The organism is Alteromonas sp. G5_S2_22_S1, assembly GCF_054968525.1.
This window is the reverse complement of sequence record NZ_JBQKUJ010000001.1, coordinates 257,679-282,494: the sequence shown is the minus strand read 5'-3', so window position 1 is coordinate 282,494 and position 24,816 is coordinate 257,679. Positions and strand designations below refer to the sequence as shown.

Annotated in this window: 17 protein-coding genes and 4 tRNA genes; 17 read left to right on the top strand and 4 right to left on the bottom strand. The window is 45.4% G+C overall.

Features of this window, described 5'->3' with window-relative positions; all coding sequences use genetic code 11:
• The first annotated feature begins 70 nt into the window (after nucleotides 1-70).
• From ACTRWF_RS01320 to ACTRWF_RS01295, 6 genes are all read left to right on the top strand, one after another.
• Complete coding sequence (locus tag ACTRWF_RS01320) at nucleotides 71-982, top strand: diguanylate cyclase domain-containing protein (protein ID WP_462834973.1); 912 nt, start codon at nucleotides 71-73, stop codon at nucleotides 980-982.
• Between the two features lie 48 nt (nucleotides 983-1,030).
• A complete protein-coding gene (locus ACTRWF_RS01315; RefSeq protein ID WP_462834972.1) occupies nucleotides 1,031-2,305 on the top strand; it encodes an AraC family transcriptional regulator ligand-binding domain-containing protein in 1,275 nt (424 codons plus the stop codon).
• 274 nt (nucleotides 2,306-2,579) lie between these two features.
• Nucleotides 2,580-3,926 (top strand): Na+/H+ antiporter NhaC family protein, encoded by a 1,347-nt coding sequence (locus ACTRWF_RS01310; protein ID WP_462834971.1) that lies wholly within the window; start codon nucleotides 2,580-2,582, stop codon nucleotides 3,924-3,926.
• A gap of 100 nt (nucleotides 3,927-4,026) precedes the next feature.
• Entirely contained in the window at nucleotides 4,027-8,055 is a 4,029-nt protein-coding gene (gene hrpA / locus ACTRWF_RS01305) for an ATP-dependent RNA helicase HrpA (protein WP_462834970.1), read from the top strand.
• Between the two features lie 221 nt (nucleotides 8,056-8,276).
• Nucleotides 8,277-8,579, top strand: a complete 303-nt coding sequence (locus ACTRWF_RS01300; RefSeq protein WP_012518180.1) for a PilZ domain-containing protein — start codon at nucleotides 8,277-8,279, stop codon at nucleotides 8,577-8,579.
• Between the two features lie 270 nt (nucleotides 8,580-8,849).
• On the top strand, nucleotides 8,850-9,101 hold the full coding sequence (locus ACTRWF_RS01295; RefSeq protein ID WP_012518181.1) for a DUF2061 domain-containing protein: 252 nt from the start codon (nucleotides 8,850-8,852) through the stop codon (nucleotides 9,099-9,101).
• Between the two features lie 98 nt (nucleotides 9,102-9,199).
• Here ACTRWF_RS01295 and ACTRWF_RS01290 read toward each other — a convergent pair whose 3' ends face one another.
• Nucleotides 9,200-10,393, bottom strand: coding sequence for a class I SAM-dependent rRNA methyltransferase (locus ACTRWF_RS01290; protein ID WP_012518182.1), 1,194 nt, complete (start codon nucleotides 10,391-10,393; stop codon nucleotides 9,200-9,202).
• 151 nt (nucleotides 10,394-10,544) lie between these two features.
• On the opposite strand from ACTRWF_RS01290, the gene ACTRWF_RS01285 reads away from it, so the two are divergent.
• Entirely contained in the window at nucleotides 10,545-11,522 is a 978-nt protein-coding gene (locus ACTRWF_RS01285) for an NAD(P)H-quinone oxidoreductase (RefSeq protein WP_015067027.1), read from the top strand.
• Between the two features lie 75 nt (nucleotides 11,523-11,597).
• Here ACTRWF_RS01285 and rnhA read toward each other — a convergent pair whose 3' ends face one another.
• On the bottom strand, nucleotides 11,598-12,068 hold the full coding sequence (gene rnhA, locus ACTRWF_RS01280) for a ribonuclease HI (protein ID WP_015067028.1): 471 nt from the start codon (nucleotides 12,066-12,068) through the stop codon (nucleotides 11,598-11,600).
• 97 nt (nucleotides 12,069-12,165) lie between these two features.
• Between rnhA and dnaQ the strand changes: the two genes are divergently transcribed.
• The 9 genes from dnaQ (at nucleotide 12,166) to ACTRWF_RS01235 (ending at nucleotide 18,920) form a co-directional block, all read left to right on the top strand.
• Complete coding sequence (gene dnaQ / locus ACTRWF_RS01275; protein ID WP_012518185.1) at nucleotides 12,166-12,885, top strand: DNA polymerase III subunit epsilon; 720 nt, start codon at nucleotides 12,166-12,168, stop codon at nucleotides 12,883-12,885.
• Nucleotides 12,886-12,953: 68 nt separating this feature from the next.
• Complete coding sequence (locus tag ACTRWF_RS01270; protein ID WP_278385878.1) at nucleotides 12,954-14,456, top strand: TIGR03503 family protein; 1,503 nt, start codon at nucleotides 12,954-12,956, stop codon at nucleotides 14,454-14,456.
• Between the two features lie 216 nt (nucleotides 14,457-14,672).
• Nucleotides 14,673-14,749: transfer RNA gene (locus ACTRWF_RS01265), tRNA-Asp, on the top strand.
• Nucleotides 14,750-14,779: 30 nt separating this feature from the next.
• Nucleotides 14,780-14,856, top strand: a tRNA-Asp gene (locus tag ACTRWF_RS01260).
• 30 nt (nucleotides 14,857-14,886) lie between these two features.
• Nucleotides 14,887-14,963: transfer RNA gene (locus ACTRWF_RS01255), tRNA-Asp, on the top strand.
• 31 nt (nucleotides 14,964-14,994) lie between these two features.
• Nucleotides 14,995-15,071 (top strand) — tRNA-Asp (locus tag ACTRWF_RS01250).
• 284 nt (nucleotides 15,072-15,355) lie between these two features.
• Entirely contained in the window at nucleotides 15,356-16,906 is a 1,551-nt protein-coding gene (locus tag ACTRWF_RS01245; protein WP_462834969.1) for an EAL domain-containing protein, read from the top strand.
• A gap of 90 nt (nucleotides 16,907-16,996) precedes the next feature.
• The gene (lolD, locus tag ACTRWF_RS01240) at nucleotides 16,997-17,707 is read left to right on the top strand and encodes a lipoprotein-releasing ABC transporter ATP-binding protein LolD (protein ID WP_015067031.1); all 711 of its coding nucleotides are present in this window, start codon (nucleotides 16,997-16,999) and stop codon (nucleotides 17,705-17,707) included.
• Complete coding sequence (locus ACTRWF_RS01235) at nucleotides 17,694-18,920, top strand: lipoprotein-releasing ABC transporter permease subunit (RefSeq protein ID WP_023559636.1); 1,227 nt, start codon at nucleotides 17,694-17,696, stop codon at nucleotides 18,918-18,920. The genes lolD and ACTRWF_RS01235 overlap by 14 nt, the downstream gene beginning before the upstream one ends.
• Before the next feature lie 175 nt (nucleotides 18,921-19,095).
• Here ACTRWF_RS01235 and ACTRWF_RS01230 read toward each other — a convergent pair whose 3' ends face one another.
• A complete protein-coding gene (locus tag ACTRWF_RS01230) occupies nucleotides 19,096-20,442 on the bottom strand; it encodes a dicarboxylate/amino acid:cation symporter (RefSeq protein WP_023559637.1) in 1,347 nt (448 codons plus the stop codon).
• A gap of 114 nt (nucleotides 20,443-20,556) precedes the next feature.
• Between ACTRWF_RS01230 and ACTRWF_RS01225 the strand changes: the two genes are divergently transcribed.
• Nucleotides 20,557-23,094 (top strand): Ig-like domain-containing protein, encoded by a 2,538-nt coding sequence (locus tag ACTRWF_RS01225; protein ID WP_462834968.1) that lies wholly within the window; start codon nucleotides 20,557-20,559, stop codon nucleotides 23,092-23,094.
• A 55-nt stretch (nucleotides 23,095-23,149) separates the two neighbouring features.
• Here the strand turns inward: ACTRWF_RS01225 and astB are convergent, their stop codons facing one another.
• A complete protein-coding gene (astB, locus tag ACTRWF_RS01220; protein WP_015067035.1) occupies nucleotides 23,150-24,490 on the bottom strand; it encodes an N-succinylarginine dihydrolase in 1,341 nt (446 codons plus the stop codon).
• Nucleotides 24,491-24,816: the final 326 nt, after the last annotated feature.

The following is a 24,816-nucleotide window of genomic DNA, read 5'->3' as shown; positions in this document are numbered from 1 at the left end:
TTGCCACGCTCACCGGAAAAGCTAAAACATTTTGCAGTGTACACGAGCAGGATATTTTTTAAGAGGCGCTATGTTTTCCTTTACCAATACTACACAATTTAGGCACCACACGTGGTGGCTCGCTTTCACGGTAAGCATTGTTGCAATTGCCATATCTTTAGCGCTTTTTTTAGGTAACCCAAAACAAAGCGCTGATATATCGGGTTTAGATATCGTGGGTGAGGGAAGTATTGTCCTGCTGACCCTTGCCTGGATACTTGCAGCGCTTGCGAGTAGGCCTCCTGGTAAAGTCACCAGCCTCCTTGTTTTCGGATTAGGTTTTTTTCTTTTTTCAGCAACACTAGACTTCTTAGATGAGTTTTTACGTTACCCCGATGATGCACATTGGATAAGCATGATAGAGTCCTATCCTGCCGCAGTAGGAATGGTGGTGATGACCGTGGCTCTTTACCAGTGGCATTTGGAGCAAAGAGCATTAAACCTACAGTTGCGACGTCGTGAATGGGATTATCGGGATCACGATAAAATAGACCCCATAACACAGCTTTACCGTGCTGAGTATTGGAAAGAGCAGATTCAAAAGCTTCAGCAATTCAATAAGTCGGCTGTACTTGCCATCATAGATATCAACAACTTTTCTTTGTTTAACCAGCAATATGGGTATACGGAAGGTGATAGGTATCTTCACGAAATTGCTCAGCTATTGGTAATGAACTTACGCCAACATGATTTAGCCTGTCGGTATGCTGGAGACCGTTTTGCTATTTTACTGCCGGATGTATCGCCGACACAGGCAGACATAATCATTGATGAGATAAAGGCGAGCATTCAGCATCTGGCCTTTAGACATCAATTAAATACCAACGCCATTTATACTTCAGCGCGAAGTACACACGTAACCTTGTTACCCAATCAGACACTTTCTACGGTATTGAACGCCATGTTGACAGAGCTTGAGCGCCCTCAAAAAAGTGCGGCGTGACTAACTAATGATGAATAAATAGACCATGTTCACCGCGGCTATAACCCAATGGAAATAAGCTTATCGAATTTCACAGTAGCAGCGTCGTCACCTTCAGGTGAGGGCGGTGATACGTTTGGTGAAAAAACGAAACCTCTTGCAGAGCTAAATGATCTGGGTGTCCATGCAAAAAAACATGTTGGGGTGGGTGTCTCTGTAAGAGAAGGTGTTGGTGCAGATAGCGTGGGTGTCTCTGTAAGAGAAGGTGTTGATGCAGATAGCGTGGATGTCTTCGCTAGTGAAGATGTTGTGCAGTCTACGCATGATAAGGTTATTGCTGGCTATTGGCTGGTTAAAGCCGTGCTCGATGTGGCGCTTAATCGTGGGGCGAATAAAAACAAATTATTCAGAGGTACAGGGATATTTGAAGATGCACTAGAGCCTGATTCTTTGATAAGCATTAAGCAATATCATTTATTGCTTAACAACGTGCAAAGTCAAACGAAAGGGGCAGATGTGAGCTTTTTGCTGGGAAGTGCGTTAGCTGCTCAGTGGTTACATAGTCCAATGCATGTACTGCAAACTTGCGATACCCTAGAAGCGTTACTGACCCACCTTGTTCACCAGCAAACCTTCAGGTGGTGTAGTATTCCCTTTTGTCAGTTCCAGTGCTTTACCACCAGCCACAAGGTAATGTTAATTCCTCAACTCACCATCGGCGGCGCTAAACTGGCACAATTTGTAAGAGAAGTAAGCTTTGCCAGCATAGTGGCGCTTTTAAAAGGGATTGCAAAGCAGCGAGTCTCTGTTTCGTTTAACTTTACCTGCGCCAGACCAAAAAATATTGCTGATTTTGAAACCCATTTAGGGCTTAAGGTTGCGTTTAATTGCCCTTTCAACAGTATGTGCATTGAAAAGCGTGCCCTGAATGAACCCATGTCCACACCTGTTATTCACTCACCAAACATGGTTACTGACAAAGAGTTAGGGCGGTATCGCCTTTTCGAACGCTATCCTCTTATCTCGCTTCCCGATTATGTTAGGTGCCATGTGTATCAAACCATAAGCGCTCACAATATGGGGAGTGCATTGCCTGAACTTGCTGAAAAGTTAGCTATCAGCCCGGCTACGCTCAAACGTAAATTAAAGGAGTTTAATACCAGCTATCGACAGCTGTCAGAAGAAGTATGGCGCAACTATGCCTTAGTTTTGCTGTCTGTGCATAAAGCAAACAATGAAGAGGCAGCACGACAAATGGGTATAAACGATTTACCTAACTTTCGCCGTACGGTTAAGCGGCTGACAGGAAAGACGCCAAGTGAACTTAGACTTTCTAATGCCTAAGTGGTGTAAACCTGTGTAATTCCCTTTTCAATAGCGTTAAAACCTTTTATCCTCTTTCGCTTATGTTTTTTATCACGTAAAAGCATACAAATGCATGCTATATGCAGGTTACACCACTCACGTAAAACACGCTTAGACGGTAGTGAAATATATATTTAGCGGTCTGACGTGTTTAACTTACGTGATTGCCTAAACACATTGAGTCTATAGTAAAGGCTCTAGCGTCGTCGCTAATCATTTGTAGATAAGTCATAAAATCAAAAGAGAGTTTTCTGTGCGCGAAAATAACGCTACTGCACCAAATTCTGTATTACCTAACCCTATGGGTCTAACGCCAATACTACTCTTCGTGGTTCTTGTTGTGGTTACGGGGGTAACGAACAACGATATAACTGCAATGCCGATATTAGTGGCATTTTTTATCAGTGCTGGCTATGGTCTATGCCTTAACCCCAAGGGTAAAAAGGTGAGCTTTTCTGAAAAAGTGCAAACCTTTTGTCAGGGAGGCGGCGATAAGAACATTATTCTTTTGGTGTTAATCTTTTTGCTAGCTGGGGCGTTTTACGCGGTCACGATAGATATCGGAGCGCGCGATGCCACGGTGAACATGGCCCTTCAATTTGTGCCATCAGCGTTAATTCTGCCAGGCTTGTTTCTTATATGCTGCTTTATTTCGTTCTCTATGGGGACGTCAATGGGCACTATCACTGCACTATCACCTATTGGGGCAGGCCTTGCGACGAATTTAGGGCTGCCGATAGAAATGGCATTAGGGATTGTGGTTGGCGGTGCCATGTTCGGCGATAACTTATCCTTTGTCTCAGACACCACCATTGCTGCAACCCGCACTCAAGGGGTGCAGTTGAAAGACAAATTCCGCGCAAACCTGATGGTGGCCGTACCTGCGTGTATCGTCACTATGGCGCTTTTGCTTATGGTTGATGTAGACACATCGGGCATTGTTGAAGGTGGTAACTATGATTTTTGGCGCATAGTACCGTACCTGTGTATTATCGCGTTCGCGCTTACAGGCTTTAACGTTATTAGCGTGCTAGCTGTCGGCATTGCAAGTGCCTGTGTGGTTGGGTTGGTACAAGGCAGCTTTACCATGCTTTCAATGATGCAGAGTATTCAAAAGGGCATGGGCTGGATGCAAGACCTTGCCATGATAGCTATAACCATAGGCGGTATTGTGGCACTGATTCACGCCAACGGCGGCATTACGTGGTTAATTGAACGTCTAACCCGCCGAGTTACTTCAAAAAAAGGGGCTGAGTTTAGTATTGCAGGGCTGGTTAGTTTCTTAGACATAACCACTGCCAATAATACCATCGCCATTGTCACCGCAGGCCCCATTGCAAAAGACCTCAATGAAAAGTATGGCGTAGACCCCCGACGTACTGCATCGCTTTTAGATATATTTTCGTGTAGTTTTCAAGGTTTGGTGCCGTATGGCGCGCAATTGTTAAGCGCTGCCGCGGTAGTCGGTATTTCGCCCTTGGCAATTACGCCGTACTGCTGGTATCCCATGCTGATCTTTGTGTTTGGCGTGGCGGCGATTTGGTTTGGTTTTCCGCGTTTTAATACGCCACAAGACGATGAACTAACCCAAAGCGCGTAATTTCTCGTAACGCTTACAACGCTAGCTTTTTAGGGCGGTATCTTCTAGGATCACCGCCCGAATTTTATTGATGTTTAGAAATCTTCTTTAGGATGCAATTTTGTCTTCACCAATCGCGATAAAACCCCTCTACAATAAACTTGATGATTGTTTAAGCGCCGATAAGTTTCGCTTGAAGCGCCGCATTACGCTGCTTGCACAAAAAGCAAAGGGGTTAGGTGAGTCTAAAGGCGCGGCACCGGGTGACAAAAGCGAGGCTTCAAAACGCAAAGCGCTCGGGGGTAGTACGTCGCATAGCGCAAATAAAGGAAGTCAGAAAAACGCACAAAAATCGGCCGAAGAAAGTTTAAGCACGCAGTTTGAAAAACTTAAAGCAGACATCAATGGGTCAATTGAAAAGCGCAACTGGCGTAAAGCCAACCTACCAAAGGTAGAGTATCCACCGCTACCGGTAAGCGATAAAAAAGAAGATATTAAAGACGCCATAGCCAACAATCAGGTTGTGATTGTTGCGGGTGAAACTGGCTCGGGTAAAACCACTCAGCTGCCTAAAATATGCTTAGAGCTAGGTTTAGGTGTGAATGGCATGATTGCCCATACGCAGCCGCGTCGTCTTGCTGCTAGAAGTGTGGCTACCCGTATTGCAGAAGAGCTTAATACGCCATTGGGCGAAAAAGTGGGCTTTAAAATTCGCTTTAGCGATCAGGTGAGTGAACGCAGTTATGTAAAGCTAATGACAGACGGTATGCTGCTCGCGGAAATGCAGCAAGACCGTTTTTTAAATCAATACGATACAATTATTATCGATGAAGCCCACGAACGAAGCTTAAATATCGACTTTTTGCTCGGCTATCTTAGACAGCTGTTACATAAGCGCCCTGATCTCAAGCTTATCATCACCTCAGCGACCATCGACCCAGAGCGGTTCTCTAAGCATTTTAATAACGCACCTATTATTGAAGTAAGTGGCCGGACTTATCCAGTGGAGGTTCGCTATCACGCCCCTGAAGACTTTGATGAAGATCGCGATCAAAGCGATGCTATTATTCATGCCGTTGACGAGCTTATGCGTGAAGCGCCAGGCGATATCTTAGTATTTTTAAGTGGCGAACGTGAAATAAGAGACACCCAAGATGCGCTCAGTAAGCAGCATTATCGCAATACTGAAATTGTGCCTCTTTATGCGCGGTTATCCGCCGCCGAGCAAAACCGCATTTTTCAGTCCCATAGCGGCAGGCGCATTGTGCTTGCTACGAACGTGGCTGAAACGTCGTTAACGGTGCCTGGTATTAAGTATGTTATCGACCCTGGTTTCGCCCGTATTTCGCGATACAGTGCAAGAAGTAAAGTGCAGCGGCTGCCGATAGAGCCTATTTCGCAGGCCTCTGCGAATCAGCGGGCAGGGCGATGCGGCCGTGTTTCAGACGGTATTTGTATTCGCTTGTACAGCGAAGATGACTACCTTGGTCGTCCGGAGTTTACTGACCCTGAAATTCTGCGTACGAATTTAGCATCAGTCATTTTGCAAATGTTAGCGTTGGGGCTAGGCGATATTGCTGCGTTTCCATTTGTTCAGCCACCCGACAACCGCAATATTAACGATGGTTTTCGCTTGCTTGAGGAAATTCAGGCAATTGGTAAAGGGAAAGGTAAACAAAAAGGGAAAATGCAGCTTACGCCACTTGGCAGACAGATAGCTAGACTGCCCATTGACCCGCGTTATGCACGCATGGTGATTGAAGCTGAGCGAACGAATGCGCTTAGTGAAGTTATGGTTATTGCTGCGGGCTTGTCGATTCAAGACCCGCGAGAGCGCCCTCAGGAAAAGCGCCAGCAAGCTGACGAAAAGCACAGTGAATATCAAGATAAAGACTCTGACTTTATTAGCCTTTACAACGTGTGGGTAGCGTTTAGAGAGCAGCAAAATGCGTTAAGCCAAAACCAGCTGCGCAAATGGTGTAAGCAGCAGTTTATCAACTACCTACGTATGCGCGAATGGCAAGACATTGTTAGCCAGCTTAAAAAGTCGATTGCTGAGCTTGGCTTTGGTATTTCAAAGCAAGAAGCGGATTATCAATCTATTCACCAAGCTATCGCCAGCGGCCTGCTTTCACATATGGGCTTTAAAGATAAAGAGCGCGAGTATATGGGGTCGCGTAACTCTCGCTTTTTAATCTTTCCAGGGTCAGGTTTGTCGAAGTCGCAGCCAAAGTGGGTCATGGCGGCAGAGCTGGTGGAAACCTCTAAATTGTTTGCGCGCATGGTGGCAAAAATTGACCCTACCTGGGTAGAGCCTTTAGCCGAGCACGTGGTACAGCGAAGCTACTCAGAGCCTCACTGGTCTAAAAAGCGCGGTGCGGTTATCGCCTTTGAAAAAGTTACGCTGTTTGGTCTGCCGATAGTCATGAAGCGGGCCAAGGTGTACAGCCTAATCGACCCACCAATTTGCCACGAGTTGTTTATTCGTGAAGCCCTGGTTGAAGGTAATACTAAGCTAAACTACAGCTTCCTTGAGGAGAATCAGGCGCTACTAGAGCAAGCGGATGAATTTGAGCAAAAGACCCGTCGTCGCGATTTGATTGTGGATGACGAAGAGCTTGTGAGCTTTTACGCCAAACGTATCCCACTTGAGGCAAACAACGATGCGGCTTTTAAGAAGTGGTTCAGACAGCACGGCAGCAACGACAGCCTAACGTTTAAGGAAGAGGATGTTTATCGTCAGCAGCCAGGTCAGTCAGTGGCCAATGCATTTCCCGACGTATGGCGACAGGGCAATATTACACTGCCGCTGCGCTATAATTTTGAGCCAAACGCTGTCGATGACGGGGTGACTGTAGTGATCCCGCTACCCGTATTAAACCAGGTCGATAACATTGGTTTCGATTGGTTAGTACCGGGGTTAAGACACGACTTAATTGTAGGGTTAATCAAGGCCCTGCCCAAACGCTTGCGCCGTAACTTTGTACCAGCTCCTAATTTCGCCGAGGCCTGTCTAGCTGATATCAGTGAAACGGACAAAAACAACCGGCCTGTGCCCTTGCTTGAAGCCGTAACCGATAAGCTTCGCAAAATGACAGGCGTCATTATTGAAAGCGATGAGTGGAACCTAGCCCAGCTTGATAAGCATTTAAAAATGCATTTCGCAGTGGTGAACGACAACGGGGACGATATTGCAAAGGGTGACGACCTACACGCCCTTAAACAGCAGTGTGCAGGGCAGGTAAAACAAACCTTTGAAAAAGCGGCAACGCCCGAGTTAGAACGCAGCAACATAGAGCAGTGGGACTTTGAAAGCTTGCCCGAAACTTTTGTGCAGAAGGTGGGCGGGTTTGAAGTACAAGCATTCCCAGCGTTAGTTGAAAAGGGCGATAAAGTTGATATTGCGCTTATAGAGGAAGCGGATAAAGCGCAAGCCTTACACAAACAAGGCGTGAATGTATTAATTAAAAATGCCATGCCATCGCCGCTTAATTACTTACAGAGTAAACTGCCCAATAAAGCAAAACTAGGCCTTTATTTTAACCCGTTTGGCCAAGTTAAAGCGTTAATTGACGATTGTATTTTTGCGGGTATCGATGCCATTGTGACAGACTACTGCGAAGCGAATAAAACCGATATTCGCAACAAGGCCGACTTCGAAGCCTGTCTAGATATTGCCCGGGCAAGCATTAACGATAAGGTGCTTGAAATTGCTAAACAAGTAGAGCAGGGGCTCACGCTTGCTCATCAATGCCAAAAGCAAATGAAAGGCAATGTGCCATTAACCATGATCAATGCGCTAGGCGACTGTAAAGCGCATCTGGCGCAATTAGTATTTCCAGGCTTTGTCTCACAAATAGGTGAAGCAAGACTTGATGATTGGAATCGTTACATCAAAGGGTTGGCAAGACGACTAGAAAAACTACCCATTGATCCTAACAAAGACAGAATGCATCAGGTAACGGTGGAAAAATCGACGAAAGAATGGGAAAAAACCTGTAGTAAATACCCTAAGGGTAAAGTGCCGCAAGCGCTATTAGACGTACGTTGGATGATAGAAGAACTGCGTGTTTCACTGTTTGCACAGCAACTGGGTACGGCGTATCCCATATCAGCGAAACGCATCACACTGCATTTAGCAGAGTATTAGCAAAAATACGCGTTGTGGCCTTATAAAGTAGAAGGCTAAGGTAATTTTTCTAATTTTGACTACAGTTAATATGAACACTGTATAAGAGAAAAGTTAAACGAAAGACTACTTTTTAGTTTTGGCGGTCAAATATCATACAGTTTGATTGACAAGTTATCAGCATCACCCTATAACAACAAGGGTAGTCGTCAGCGTAATGCTAAAAATCAGGAGAAGTAGACATGTTGGGATACGACGATAAGCGAAATTTTTTCAGGATGATGGTAAATTCGCCGTGTCAGTTGCAAATAACTGATGATGAGTCGAGCCGAACCTTGCAGGCAATGTGCAAAGATATTAGCGCAACGGGAATGTCGTTAGAAGTTGATGAGCCTTCTATCGAGGTAGGTACGCAAGTAAGCGTCGCTATTGAATCCTCTAGTTCACAAATCCCTTCTCTTGCTGCGTTAGCAACGGTGGTACGCTGTGAGCCGGAATCGGAGTCAAGCTGCATTATCGGTGTTGAAATTTCTCAAATGAAATAGCGTGATATAAGCAATGGGGCGAAGCCGTAACTTCGCCTTAAAGCAGGTTAAACCCGGCAGGCTTTTTCTTCTACAAAATGCCTCTTAGCTTAGTGTGTTTGTGTTAAAACCCTAGTCCAACATTGAGCATAAAAATCACGCTGTCCTCTCTTATTAATTAAATTGAACAGACCGTTCGCTTTTTTCTATTTTCAATTTATGCTCTAATTGATAATAATTCTCATTACTGCGCAAGCAACCATATTTTATTTTTTAAAGAGAGTTATTATTATGAAAAAGACGATTACCTTTGCTGTTATGCACTTTGCGGTCGCGTTCACTGTAGCTTACCTATTAACAGGTAGTGTGGTTGTAGGTGGCGCTGTGGCACTTGTAGAACCCGCAATAAATACTGTTGCGTTTTACTTCCACGAAATGGTGTGGAAAAAAATTGAAGCGCGTAAAGAAGGGGCGACAACGGAATTAGCGTCTGAAACATCGGCGCCAGTGCGAAGAAACCAAGATATCTCATTTGCTTCATGAGCGCGGTTAACGAATAAAAACGCTGGCTTAAAAAGACTTTCTTTAAATAAATACTAAAAAGCGCCTGTATGTCATTCACACAGGCGCTTTTGATTTTGTCAGTCGTCTGTTACTTCACAAACCAAGCCTTTTAAATAGTATCCTTCTGGGTAACTACCGATGATAGGGTGGTCCGACGCTTGATTAAGTCGGGCAATAATTTTTATCGTACGGCCCGCATCGAGCGCGGCATCAGCCACTACTTTTTGAAAAAGATCGGCCGGCATAAGGCCAGAACAGCTAAATGTTAGCAATAATCCACCGGATTTTACCGCGTGGATACCGTACATGTTGATGTCCTTATAGCCACGAGCAGCGCGGTTTAGTGAGGCTTTGTTATCAACAAATTTTGGCGGGTCAAGAATAACCATATCAAACTGTTTATTTTGCTCGTGATATTCACGCAACGCTTTAAATACGTCTTTGTTAAGATACTGCGTGCGCTTGTCATCAAAACCATTTATTGCCACGTGGTGCTTGGCTAAATCAAGGGCAGGCTGCGATACATCTACATTGGTAACCGACTTCGCGCCGCCAGAGAGGGCATAGCAAGAAAAGGTGCCTGTGTAGCTAAAACAGTTAAGCACATCTGCGTCTTTTGCATAGTGCGCGGCCGCAGCGCGACTGTCTCGCTGATCCAAGTAAAAACCAGTTTTGTGACCACTTTCTATGTCTACCACAATGTTAATGCCATTTTCTTTCACAGTAACTTGCGTAGGTGGCTGGCCGTGAAGCACGCCGGTAACAGGCTCAAGGCCCTCTTTTTTACGCACATCTACATCGCTTCGTTCATACACATGAACGTCTGGCATAAGTTTGGTGATGGCCCACACTATTTTATCTCTGTGCTTTTCCCCGCCAGCGCTAAGCAATTGTACGACTGCCACATTGTCGTAAAGGTCAATAGTTACACCTGGAAGGCCATCGCTTTCAGAGGCTATCCAGCGAAATGCATTGGTTTTATTTGGGTCGAACAAGCGCTTACGTAAAGCTAAGGCTGTTTCTAATCGCCGCAAGAAAAAGCCATTGTCGATGCTCTCGTCTTTTTTGAACGTCCACATACGAACACGAATCTTAGAATGAGGTGAATAGGCCCCTCTACCGAGCCAGTCGCCTTCGTCATCAAACACATCTACTGTATCGCCAATGCGAGCACGGCCTTTCAATTCAGCTACTGCGCTTTCAAAAACCCAGGGGTGTTTACGGCGAAGTGATTTATCTCTGGAGGGTTGTAATATGACCTGTGCTGACATGTAGGCTCTCGTATTTAGTTAAACAGTATTGCGAATGGGCGCGATTATACGCAATTTCGTATGTTCTGTGTTGAATAAACAGTAAAGAAACCCAAACTGAATAAAAGATTTTCGCGTATTGAAATATTTATTTAAGGGATACAAAAAAGCTATGCACTACGTAGATTTCGCAAAAGGATGCAAACCTGATGAGCTAACGGTAAAAGAGCAAGCGGGTTATTCATTAACGGCGGGTAAAGTAAAGGTAGAGGTAAAAGCGTTCGGTGTTAACCGCGCCGATACCTTGCAACGGCAAGGTAACTATCCACCACCGCCAGGTGAAAGCGAGATTTTGGGGTTGGAAGTGGCTGGTGTCGTGTCTGAAGTTGCAAGCGATGTAAGTTCCTTTAAAGAAGGAGATAGAGTATGTGGCTTAGTAGCAGGTGGCGGTTACGCAACGGAAGCACTGGTCAACCCTGCTCACCTGATGCGCATTCCACAGGGCATGCCGTTTTTTGAAGCTGCCGGTCTTACTGAAGTATTTCTCACTGCGTTTCAATGCTTACGCACGATAGCCCACATTAAACCGGCCCAGCGAGCGTTGATCCACGGTGGTGCGAGCGGGGTTGGCCTTGCCGCTACGCAATTGTGTCGTTACTGGGGTGTACACAGTGCGGTAACCGCATCAAGCCAAGAGAAACTGTCGTTGTGCGAAAAAAATGGCGCAGAACAACTTATAAATTATAAACAGCAGGCGTTTGATGAGGTGCTTAAAAAAGCATGGCCTGAAGGCGTTGATATGGTGCTAGACATCGTGGGTGGCGACTACTTAAATCGCAACTTACAGGTACTGAAACGAGATGGCAGCGTGGTTTACCTTGCCATGCTCGCGGGCCGCTATGCGGATAATCTTGATATGGCGATGTTACTTGGTAAGCGAGCGTCAATTATTGGCACTACATTGCGCAACCGCAGTGATGAATACAAAGCTAACCTTATTGGTGAGTTCGAAACGGCGTGTATACCCGCGTTTGAGAGCAAAGAGTTAACGGTAAATATTGATACGCATTATAGTATTAAGGATATAGATAAACCTCATGAGCGTTTAGAAAACAATGACACGCAAGGCAAGCTGGTGGTTTCTTGGTAGAGCGATTAAGTTAGGCGCGCATCGCGTTGCGCGCCCAATTCATTGCCTATGTATCGTTAGCCTTATTTCTATGCATTAGGTGCCAACGAAACCTTCATCGATTTGAGTTGGTTTCGCCTCAGCGGCGCCGCGAGCAAGCTCATCGCAGCGTTCATTTTCGGGGTGCCCCGAGTGGCCTTTTACCCAGTGCCAATTCACTTGATGCTTTTTCACTGCTTCATCTAACCGTTGCCATAAATCGGCATTTTTCACTGGCTTTTTATCAGACGTACGCCAACCGTTTTTGCGCCAGTTATGGATCCATTGGTTAATCCCATTTTTTACATACTGGCTGTCGGTAGTGAGTTCTACCGCACAAGGCTCAGTCAGGCTGTTTAGCGCTTCGATAGGGGCCAGCAACTCCATGCGGTTATTTGTGGTATGCGCAAATCCGTCGCTTAGCTCTTTCTTATGCTGTTTATAAATTAATACAGCACCATACCCACCAGGGCCTGGGTTGCCTAGACAGGAGCCGTCGGTATAAATATGAATGGTCTTTTGCGCCACAGCACTTCCTTTAATTTATCTTGTCATTTCCCTTAGCGGATTGCGAAGGGGTTGATATACTATCAAAAAATGAAAGCGTAATTATAGTAGAGGTTCCATGCGCCAAATTGTACTCGATACTGAAACCACTGGTATTGATCCCAAAGAAGGCCACCGTATTATCGAAATTGGCTGTGTTGAAGTCGTAAACCGCCGGTTAACGGGGAATCACTTCCATGTGTATATCAACCCAGGCCGGCATATAGAACAAGAGGCTATCGAAGTTCACGGCATTACGAATGAGTTTCTTACCGATAAACCAACGTTTGCGCAGGTTGCACAAGAGTTCGTGAACTTTATAAAAGGGGCGCAGTTAGTTATTCACAACGCCCCGTTTGACGTCGGGTTTATGGACCATGAATTTGGCATGGAGCCGTCGACTAAAGGGGTTATCACCAATCAAATTTGTGATGTGCTCGATACGCTTACCCTCGCTCGACAAATGCACCCGGGCCAGAAAAATAATCTTGATGCACTATGTAAACGCTACGGCATAGACAACAGCCACCGTACGCTCCACGGCGCGCTGCTGGATGCAGAGATATTAGCCGACGTTTATCTCTTGATGACCGGCGGTCAGACTAAGTTAAAACTTGCATCATCAGGTGGTAGTGAAACTGACTCCACCGCAATCAGACGAGTGCAGCGCAAAACAAATAAATTAAAGGTTATCAAAGCCTCCGCCGATGAGTTAACACAACACGAAGCTCGTCTAGACATCGTTGAAAAGGCGGGTGGTAAATGTTTGTGGCGCCCTAATGTTGACGAGGTGTCTTAAACTTTTCATCGACAACCCGTTTTAGCAAAGCGATATAACAGAACAATTTAGTGCAGGAGCAGCGTAGCGTGAGAGTGTGGTTTTATTGGGTAATATTATTATCATCGTTTATTCACACTGGCGCTACTGCGCAATCTCAGGAAGATGAACGAGACGCTGCGCGCCAAGTCGCTGATAGTGCCGTTCAAGATACCCAAGCGCAAAATCCGTCAATCGATACCTCACCGCTTACTGACTTAGGCGATAACTATACGAATTCTATCAAGCTTTTACAGAACCGCTTCCGCGTCGACTATAACGTGGAGGAAATTACGATGGTTTTTTTCCGTGAGTATGGATCTGCGCCAGTTGTGTTAGTGCGCCCAGACGGCTCTAAGCTTTTTCAGGGCAGAGTAGATGAAGACAAGGTACAGTGGTTTGATGCCGATACCTTCGACATGATAACCATAAGGAACCCCGTCCCCGGACCGTGGCAAGCGGTGGGACAAGTACTGCCAGAAAGCCGCATTATGGTGCTATCTAATGTAGAACTCCATGCCGACCCCTTACCTAATGTCTTGTTCTCGGGCGAAATTTTAAAGTCAACTGCGTACCTAACCAATAATGGTAAACCTATTGAAAATAAGCGCTTTAGGGATGTGGTGGCGTTAGATATTGAATTTAAAAGCACTAACAATCCTAACTTTGGTAATTTTGGAACTGGCGATCAAACCATCGCTACATTTAAAGATGATGGCAGGGGAATGGATGAACGACCGGGTGATGGGGTATTTACAGGGCAGTTCAACTTAAAAATTGCTGCCGGTGAATGGAAACCAATTTTTAGGGTTAGCACGCCTATGTATACGCGAGAGCAAGAAGGTGCGCCCATTGTTCTTCATGATAACCCGGTCACTATTGATGTAGAAATGGATGGGGGCGGTGAGGGCTATCACAAAATTATTATTGATGTGAATCGCGAGCTGGTTGATATCGAATCTTTACTGGTAGATGGCAAGGTAAAATTTCCTAACGCGGACATGCAAAACTTCTCGCTTACCGAGGGAGGGGCAGAGGCTCGCGAACACCTAATAGTGGCCTATGAAGAGGGTATTTTCAGAGTAAAAGTCACTGCCTATGGCTCTACCGTGGATGGAAGGGACTTCATTTTAGACGTACCAGAATTTAGCTTCGTGGCAGATGGGCCCATTGAGCCTGAAGTCGAGGACCCATTAATAAACGGCGAAGATCCTATTGTAGATGGCAGTGCACCGATGATGGCACCCATAGAGTCTAACGCGATTAACACGCAGCCCGCTCTTTCCGAAGAGGACATGGACGAGGGAACGCTTACGCTAATTTTGGTAGTGGTAAACGGCTCAATTATATTGATTGGTGTGATAGCAGCGGTTGTTATTATTATTGTGCGCAAGCGCTCTTCTTCACCACAAGCTACTCAAACCGCTAAAAAACAGACGACTCAGCAGAAGCAGCAGCTCACTGAGGCGGATCTCACCATGGAAACTGCGCCAAAGGGCATCAGTAAGCTGCTAGGTATTTTTAAACGAGGTAAAAAATCAGACGACGCGTAGGCCGTTCGTTGTTATATGATGAAATAGCGTCGCTAATTTGTTCAGTTTGAATTTTATTTCGACATAATGCCTATTTAACAGGCAAACAAACCGCAGATGACAATTTTATTAATAAAAAGCGTTGACTCCACATGGGGGAATACGTATTATCTGCGCCGCAGTCAGGGGACAGGGCAACATCAGCCAAGTCCAACTCACTGATAACATTGAAGATGTGGAGCGGTAGTTCAGTTGGTTAGAATACCGGCCTGTCACGCCGGGGGTCGCGGGTTCGAGTCCCGTCCGCTCCGCCACTCTTTCAATGGTATAACTAAAAGGTCTTCGGAGCGGTAGTTCAGTTGGTTAGAATACCGGCCTGTCACGCCGGGGGTCGCGGGTTCGAGTCCCGTCCGCTCCGCCATTTAGTTATACAGCGCAATCTCGATTATGTGGAGCGGTAGTTCAGTTGGTTAGAATACCGGCCTGTCACGCCGGGGGTCGCGGGTTCGAGTCCCGTCCGCTCCGCCATTAATCGAATAAAGCGCGTTTCCCATTATGCGGAGCGGTAGTTCAGTTGGTTAGAATACCGGCCTGTCACGCCGGGGGTCGCGGGTTCGAGTCCCGTCCGCTCCGCCATTAATGATAAGCTTTCTATGCAGCCTATTTCCCCTCCTGGGGAACAACGCACTAAATCTCTTATTTCTACTAATTAATTCTTTCTCAATGTCGTTACATGCTTCGTGCTATGGCTCGCGCTTTCGTCATTTGACATTCGTGTATCTATCGCTATCTATTTACTCATCTGTGCCTGTTTTATACAGAAACTGCAAAACAAACAGCAACATGCCCTAAAGTCGTAGTGTTTTTTTTTATATTTGTACTAGAGTGATGCCGTTAGTGCTTTGAAAACAACAGGACTTATGAATAAAAGCGACCAAAAACAATATTTTCTTGCAGACAATCTGAAAGCTATCGGCGTTTCTTTGCTCAGTGTATTAGGTGTGACGGTCCTTCTTGCCATCATCATGTTCATATTTGTACGAGAACAGGAAGAAAGTCGTGCTAAAGAGATCCTAGATAACGTACGAGTAGTGTTCAGAGACGCAGAGATTACCCTCGACTATCTAAATGCCTTACCCTACGAATCTTGTGATGTAGCAAACCTTTCCGAAATGCGAAAAACTTTGTTTCGCTCTCGCTTCGTAAAGGAAATTGGCTTTTATCAAAACGACGAATTGTTGTGTAGTACCTATTTAGGTATTTTAGACGAGCCTATTGAAGAAGATAAACCGGATTTCTATACACAGCTCGATGATGCTTTTTGGATTAATACACCGCTACAGCTTTTTGACAAACAAGCAACGGGTACCATCGTTAAGCGAGGCCGATATAACGCCGTACTCGACATGGATAGTGTGATTGGCTACAGCTATACCCAAGACTGGCAGCTTTTCTACAATGGCGATAAATTTTATCACATGGCGGGCAATCCTGGTCTTGTCGACTCAACGCTTAGCCAAGAAGATATGGACGCGCGCACGGGGTATTTTTCTTTAAGGTTTATTCTGTGCGATGAACGTTACTCAAATACGTGCCTTAAAGTACGCTCTGATCATGGCAGGGTGCTAGATCTGCATATGGGCAAAATCGTGTTATTTGTTTTTGCTATGTTGATGACCGCAGCATTAACTCATATGCTCACGTTTAACTATTTAAGGCGCAGACGTTCGCTTGAATCACGAGTGAGCAAAGGGTTAAAGGAACACAAGTTTTACTGCCTGTACCAGCCATTTGTAGATCTAAAAACGGGCAAGGTTATTGGTTGTGAGGTGCTAAGCCGGTTTGAGGATGAGTTTGGTCCAATCTACCCAGATGAATTTATCCCACAGGTAAAAGAGCAGGATATGACCTGGGAATTCACCGTTGACATGATCACTACAGCAATGAAAGAGCTTAACGAAAACCCCGATATACCGGAAGGGTTTAAGGTGTCTTTCAACCTATTCCCCTTCGATTTTACCCGTGAAGGATGCCTGGATTTAGATTTTGCTCTAGGAATGAACGACAAAAACTTCAAATTAGTTTTAGAGATCACCGAAGACGAGCAGATTGCTACGCACAGCGCGGTTAAACATATTAAGTCGCTTAAGAGTAAAGGCTTCTTGTTTGCTATTGATGACTTTGGTGTAGGCTATTCGAATTTAAGTCAGTTAAAAACCCTTAACTGTGACTTCCTCAAAATTGATCGCAGCTTTGTTATGGATATGGAAGATAACAGTATTCGTTCTTCACTTATTCCTCACATTGTGAGTATTGCTGAAGGTCTGAATGTAGAACTCATTGCAGAAGGGGTTGAGAATGCCGAACAGTCGAAGGAACTCAAGGGCTTAACAATTGGGTTTGGGCAAGGTTGGTTGTTTGGTAAGCCACAATCTGCAAGCGCACTTGCTAAAAGCGTTCAAGATACCTAATAACGGGTTTTATCTCTGTTATTTTTCGGTTGGTGTTGGTAGTGTTTAACGCTACCATTCACCGACCGAAAAATGTAGAAGAAAACGCGCATGCAAGACGTGCTAATTTGCCGTAATATAAATAAGACCTATCAAGATGGCAGCAACGCCACCCCCGTATTACACGATGTATCACTTTCAATAAAAGCCGGCGAACACGTCGCGATTTTGGGAAGCTCTGGCTCAGGTAAAAGTACGCTTTTGCATATACTTGGAGGGTTAGATAAACCAACAAGTGGCGACGTACAATTCAATGGAAAATCCCTTAGCCAGTTGTCGAGTAACGCGTTAGCAAAGCTACGCAACGACGAAATGGGCTTTATTTACCAGTTTCACCATCTTTTAGGTGAATTCACAGCGTTAGAAAATGTAGCCATGCCACTTCGTATTAGGGGGCTTTCACCAAAAGCAGCCCAAGCTAAGGCGCGAGACATGCTTGAAGAAGTGGGGTTGTCTCACCGTATTGAACACTTGCCTTCTGCCATGTCTGGCGGAGAACGCCAGCGAGTGGCTATCGCCCGAGCGCTGGTCACCGAGCCTTCTGTGGTGCTGGCAGATGAACCTACAGGCAACCTTGACGATTCTACGGGTGAGCAAATTTACAAGCTGCTCACGAGTTTGAGCGAGAAGAAAGGGACATCATTTGTTGTGGTAACGCACGATATAACGCTGGCTGCAAAGATGGACAGAGTACTTAAGATAAAAGATGGCCGCTTAGCCAGTGACGCTGAGAGTAAGGAGCGCCAAGATGCTCGCTTTTGAGCTTGCCCAAAAGTTTAGAAAAACGCGTTCACAGCAGCGCTTTATTTCCTTTATTTCAATGTCTTCTACCATTGGTATAGGCTTGGGCTGTTTTGTACTTATTGTGCTTCTAAGTGTGATGAACGGCTTTGAAAAAGAGCTAACTAGCCGAATTTTAAGTGTGGTCCCCCACGGTGAGATTTACAGTAAAAGTGAAAGCGGTATCGAAAATCTAGAGGCTCAGCTATATCGCTTTTCTCAAGATAGCCGTTTAGACAGGGTAACACCCTATACTGGCTTAACGGGCATGCTGCAGTCGAAAGGTGAGCTTAAAGCCATTAGCGTAACGGGTATACCCGTTAATAGCGTGAAAGAAAAGTATGCCGAACGTGTAACGAAAAATGACTGGGCAAGGTTTAGTACCCAAGAAAATGGGTTAATTGTTGGAAAGGGGATTTTGGACTCGATGGACCTTGCTATTGGCGATACGGTTCAAATTTTGATCCCTCAAACCACGCAGGACTTAACCTTTAAAGCGCCGCGTTCCATTACCCTTAAAATAGCAGGTGTGTTGTCTGTCGGAGGGGAGCTTGATAATCAGCTCGGCCTAATGCACCTTAAAACTGTATCACAGGCCATAGGCATAACCTCTAAAGCTCAGGGCATACAGTTTACATTGAAAGACCCATTCTCGGCTTACGATACTATGCGCGATATCGGATATAGCTATCCGCAAGCGGTTTATATGTCTGATTGGACACGTACCCAAGGACACTTGTATAGCGATATTCAGCTAGTGCGTGCAGTGGTTTATATTGCCCTTACGCTGGTTATCGCCGTTGCTTGTTTTAATATTGTGTCGTCATTGGTAATGGCAGTGAGAGACAAACAGGCGTCCATCGCCATACTTAAAACAATGGGAGCCACAGATACGTTAATTCGCAATACCTTCGTGCTCCAAGGTGTAATAAACGGTGTGGTCGGTGTTACGGTTGGTGTAGCGCTGGCTGTAATCGTTGCTCCTAATTTGTCAGAGATTGTACGCTTTATCGAGTCAGGCCTTGGGGTAGAAATTCTGTCTGGCGATATTTATTTTATCGACTTTTTACCGTCTAGCATGCATTGGCTAGATGTAGTTGTAACAATGATCGTTGCGATGATCCTAAGTGTTGGTGCAACCCTTTATCCCGCGCAAAAAGCAGCGAATATTTCGCCGTCATCAGCGCTGCATTAAGCTTCAACATGGAAAAGGGGCAAGGCGGTATACCTCTTCTATAACGTTTAAATTCGCGTAGTTCCATTAAGGGCAGTGTGGGTCTAAATACCTTCTATTCCCTTTACAATAAGCCATCAACAAAAAGGCCAGCAGTATGCTGGCCTTACGTTTATTGATACTGTTTAAACACGTGTTACGTATTCTTCTCGACGTGTTCAAAATCAACATCTTCTTGTTTTAACCCCGCTTTAGGGTCGTTATAGACATTTTCATCTAAGGCCCCCTCGCTCTTCGCAACCACACACGACACCATACAGTCGCCCGTGATATTAACCGCAGTTCGTGTCATATCAAGTAGTCTATCTACGCCGATAATAAGGGCTATGCCTTCAACAGGTAAGTTCACCTGCTGTAATACCATGGCAAGCATGATAAGGCCTACGCCGGGTACCCCAGCGGTTCCGATAGACGCGAGTGTAGCGGTAAGTACTACCATCATGTAGTCACTTAAGCTTAAATCTACCGCGTAAACCTGGGCAATAAATACCGTTGCCACGCCTTGCATAATGGCGGTGCCATCCATGTTAATGGTTGCACCTAACGGCAGGGTAAACGAAGAGACTGAGTTGCCTACCCCTAATTTATTTTTTGCCGTTTCCATGGTAACTGGCAACGTGGCGCTACTGCTTGATGTACTAAAAGCAAATAGCGCTGCATCGCGCATCTTCTTCATTAAAATAAGTGGGTTCAAACCTGCCAGCGCTTTAAGCAGTACCGAATAGGTTACCAGGCCGTGCAGAATCAACACGCCGAAGACTAAGAAGAAATACTTGGCTAGGCTTAAAATAGTTTCGCCACCAATGGTAGAGAAAAGCTTAGCCATCAGCACGTAAACGCCATAGGGTGCAAGGTTCATAATGATAGTAACCAAGCGCATGATAACGGTATTAATGTCTTCGAAAACAGCAGTAAGGCGTTTGCCTGCATCGCCCGTCATGGCCATAGCTATACCAAACAGCACAGCGAACACGATGATTTGAAGCATGTTACCTTGCGCCATAGAGTTAATGGGGTTGCTAGGGAACATATTTACAATAACATCAGAAAGGCTTGGAGCTTCTTTGGCCTGGAACGATGTTTCCGTGGTTAAATTTAGGCCTTCACCGGGAGAAACCACTAAAGCTATACTCATGGCTAGTGTTATTGCTATCGCGGTTGTGACAACATAGAGTCCAACAGATTTCGCTCCAAGTCTGCCTAGCTTGCTTGGGTCAGATAACGTACTGGTTCCACAAATAAGGGAAACAAACACCAGCGGTACCACTAGCATTTTTAAGCTAGCGATAAATATTTGGCCGAGAGTAGAAAATATACCTTCTACAAGAATGTTATACGTTGAGAATTCGAAACCGAATATCGAAAAAGTAAAATCTCCGCTATCATCAAACAATAATTGGAGAAAGACACCAGTCAAGATACCGGCAGCCATGCCGATAAATATTCGAGCGGTTAAACTATATTTATGTGCAGATGAAGACATTAATGTTCCCTGTGCATTTTTATATTTTTAATCTTTCGTAGTGTGCCAGATTCAGTTGATTTTTAAACATAAAAAACGACGCAATTGTCAATAAAAGAGGTTCAGGAACGAATTATGTCGACATTAGCGAAAACGCTAAGCCTAATTAGCGCATTATTTATGCTAACAGCATGTGGTGGAGGCGGCTCGTCAGTCTCTCGGGATGACACGGATAACGGAAGCGGAGACGGCGGAACCACACCCTCTTATTCAATTTCCTTATCACTGGAAAACGAAAGTGGAGCAAGCGATAACAATTTATCAGAAGACAACAGCTTGTTCGCTGTCGCGACGGTAACAGATGAAGACGGTAACCCGTACAGCGATGCGTTATTAACATTTACGCTAAGTAACGAAGCGTTAGCCGAGTTTGGCAATGACACCGGTACTGCGCGTACTAATTCAAGTGGGGTGGCTAGGCTGCGCCTAAACGCAAGTACTGCGTCGGGTGATGGTGAAATTACCGCTGCACTTGGAAGTGGCGAAACAGGCACAACGACCTTTTCTGCTACGGCGGTTAGTGGCACAGACCCCACGTCCATTAGCGTTGCATTAACGCTACAAAATGAGAGTGGCGAGGCCGACAATAGCCTTTCTTCGAGTAATTCATTGGTTGCGATGGCAACAGTAACGAACTCGTTAGGTGAGCCACAGGCAGATCTTCTACTTACCTTTTCACTCAGCAACGACGAACTGGCTACGTTTTCTAACGATACTGGCACGGCGTTGACTAATGCTGACGGTGTAGCAACGTTAGGCATGTCGGTGGGTAGTGCTTCTGGCGACGGCGAAGTTACCGCTACCTTAGCTACTGGCGAGACAGATTCCACGACCTTCAGTTCTGAAGGCAGCACCACAGTAAGTGAAGAACCGGCCTCTCTTGAACTTTATGCTAACAATATTCAATTGGCTTCAAGCGGTAGCGATGAAGTAGAGTTGATTGCGTTAGTTAAAAACGAACAAAGCGTATTGATGGAAGGGGTTGAAGTGAGCTTTTCAGCCCAAACAGGCGATGGCGTTGAGCTTCAATTAACCCAGCCTGAAACTACGGCTGACGGCACTGCCCGAGCGATACTGACGTCCCAAAACGACAAGTCAAACCGCACTATTACCATTACTGCTGGTGCTGGCAGCCTTTCTCAAACGGTTGAAATCACGATTTCCGGTACGCAAGTGACTATAAACGGTGCATCTTCGGTAATCTTGAACGATAGCGTGGATTATACCATTCGCGTACAAGATTCTGATGGCACGTCTATTCCGAATCAAGACGTGGTACTGACTGCTGCGAACGGCGCGTTAAGCAGCACCTCTGTTAACACGGGGTCAAACGGTCAAGCAACAGTAACGTACACAGCTTCAACCTCAGGTGAAGACACTATTACGGCCTCTGCACTTAATGCAGAAACAACGTTTACGGTGAAGGTACAGCAAGATGAATTTAATTTTGTAAACCTACCAACAGAAGAAGTTCCCCTCAGTCAGTCTCAAACCATTACGGTACAGTGGCGTCAAAACAATACGCCGGTAGTTGGGCAAGACGTAACGTTTAGCGCATCTCGTGGCGTAATTGACGGCAACGCAACAGTACAAACCGATGCAGAAGGACAAGCAAGTATTGATATTAGCGCCAACAATGCTGGCATCTCTTCAATTACAGCGACAGCAAGCGACGGAAGCGGCAATGTGTTGGTTTCAGCACTTACTCAAATTGAGTTTATAGCAACCACGCCAGCTACCATTATTGCTGATGCAACATTAGACAACCTTGGCCCCGATGGGCAAACGAGTACAATTAGCGCCGTTGTTAGGGATGTCAATAACAACTTGGTAAAAAACAGCGTGGTCAACTTTACAGTATCCGATGTGTCAACAGGCTTTGTTTCTCCTTCTCAAGCAACTACGGATAGCAAAGGTATTGCAACTACGGTGTTTACTTCAGGTTCTGTGTCATCTAATGAGGCTGTTATTATTACTGCTTCGATAGCAGATGACGAATCAATTTCTGATGAAGTCGCACTTACCGTTGGGGCGCGAGCTTTTGATATTGTTATTGGGACGGGTAATGAAATAGAAACGCCTTCCACAACGTCATATCTCAAAAAGTTTGCTGTATTTGTATCAGATTCGTCAGGTCGTCCTGTTAGTAACGTTAACCTTACAGCTTCAATAAATCCTGTTAAATACAATGAAGACGGAGTTTATTTGAAAGGTCGCTGGGTTTACAACGATGTAGACTCGATCTGGAACGTTGTAGATGTTTTCCAGTGTGACAACGAGGATGAAAATGACAATGGGATACTCGATGAGGGGGAAGACACAAATGAAGACCAGCAATTAACTCCTGGTATCGTTGGTACTGTAACTCTTTCAAATAATGGAGTAACGGACGAAAATGGTTTTGCTGAGCTTGAATACCGTTACCCTGAAAGCTACGCGGTATGGTATTTTGCTGAAATTACTGTGTTTGGGCAATCAACTGGAAGTGAAGCCCAAGCTTCTATGAAGTATCAATTAGAAATTCTTGCTGATGATATAACTGATGAAGGAAGAAGCCCTCCCGCTAATCCGTTTGGAACAGGTGAATGTCCCGTAAAAGATCCTGTACCTTAAGTCGGAAATAAAAAAAGCCCGTTATTCTCTCGAGTAACGGGCTTACTAATATCATTTACCCCTGCTGGAACGGGTAAACCGAGCCAATCTTAAGAATTTGCGTAAGCTCATCTAGGGCGGTGCGAGATTCAATTAGCAACTGCGGGTCGCGCAAGTCATCCTCGCGTAATTCATCGCGATAGTGCTTATCTACCCATGTGTTTAAGCGAGCAAACTGAGTGTCGTTGATTAATGTGTTCTGATTAACGGCCTCAAGCTCTTGGTCGTTCATTGCTACGCGCAGGCGTAAGCAAGCCGGGCCGCCACCGTTGCGCATGCTTTGTTTAACGTCAAAATAGTTGACCGACTTAATGGGCGTGCCTAGCGTTACCACCTTGTCTAAGTAGCGTTTAACCGCTTCATTTTCCTGACATTCGGTTGGCGCTATAATGGTCATGTCGCCATTTGGAAGGGTAATGATTTGGGTGTTGAACAAGTAAGTTTTAACCGCGTCTAATACCGACACTTCTGACGTTGGAACTTCAATGAAATGAAGTGGCTTACTGCCAAATTTTGCTTGAAGTTCTTTTAAGCCCGCGTCTTTTTGATAAAACGCCTGTTCGTGGAAGAACAACACGTTTTGATTACCTACAGCGATGACGTCGTTGTGGAATACGCCTTGGTCTATAACGTCTGGATTCTGCTGCATGTAAACTACGCCATCGTCATTCAGACCATGCAAACGCGCAATGGCTTGGCATGCTTCAAGGGTTTGACGGGCAGGGTACTTTGTTGGCGCAGGCTTACTGGTATCAAAAGCATGACGGCCATAAACAAACAATTCTACGCCAGCTTGTCCATAGTTACTGCAAAGTCGCGTATGGTTGGCTGCACCTTCATCGCCAAAATGTTCGTTGTCTGGCAGGTGATGATGGTGAGCGAAGTGTTTTTCATTGGCAAAGGTGCCACGCAGGATATTACCTGTCACTTGTGGTTCGAGCGAACGGTGAAACTTATTCGTCAAGTTTGCAGGGGTAAAGTGGACACGTCCATCGGCAGTATCGGCGCTAGGAGACACAGTGGCAGCATTTGCGGTCCACATGCTACTGGCAGAGCAACAAGCAAGAAAAATCTCGCGAGACTGCTTTGCAGCGCTTTCTAGCACACGTGCATCATTACCGGTGAAGCCAAGGCGGCGCAGTGCTGCAATATCTGGGCGCTCTTGCGGTGCTAACACACCCTGCATCATACCCATATCAGCTAGGGCCTTCGCTTTAGCCAAGCCTTGTTTAGCTGCTTGTTTAGGGCTACTTACTGCATTGGCGTTGTTCAGGGAAGCCACATTACCGAAAGACAAACCGGCATAATTGTGGGTTGGGCCTACTAGACCGTCAAAGTTAACTTCAAACTGCTTCATACTTTCCCTCATTATTGGTGTTTCCACGCTTGACCTATGTGCTACTTTTATACTTCATATGACGGAAGTGTTTGTCATCGACAGCCATATTTACAATCGGTAGCGCTAAGTTAAACGATGCACTTTTTGAACCTGTAACCATTGTTAGGCTAGGTTGGAATGGCTGGCATTATACGGCTTTTAAGGGCAATGCCAATCGCGCTGGTTGTTTATTGTACAGAATTTGGGTGCGATTAGAGCGAAGTGAAGAATAAGTATGAAGAAGATCTTGTTTTCCATTCACTTTGTAGATATATGTTAAAAAAGAGCGAGTACCCTATATATAG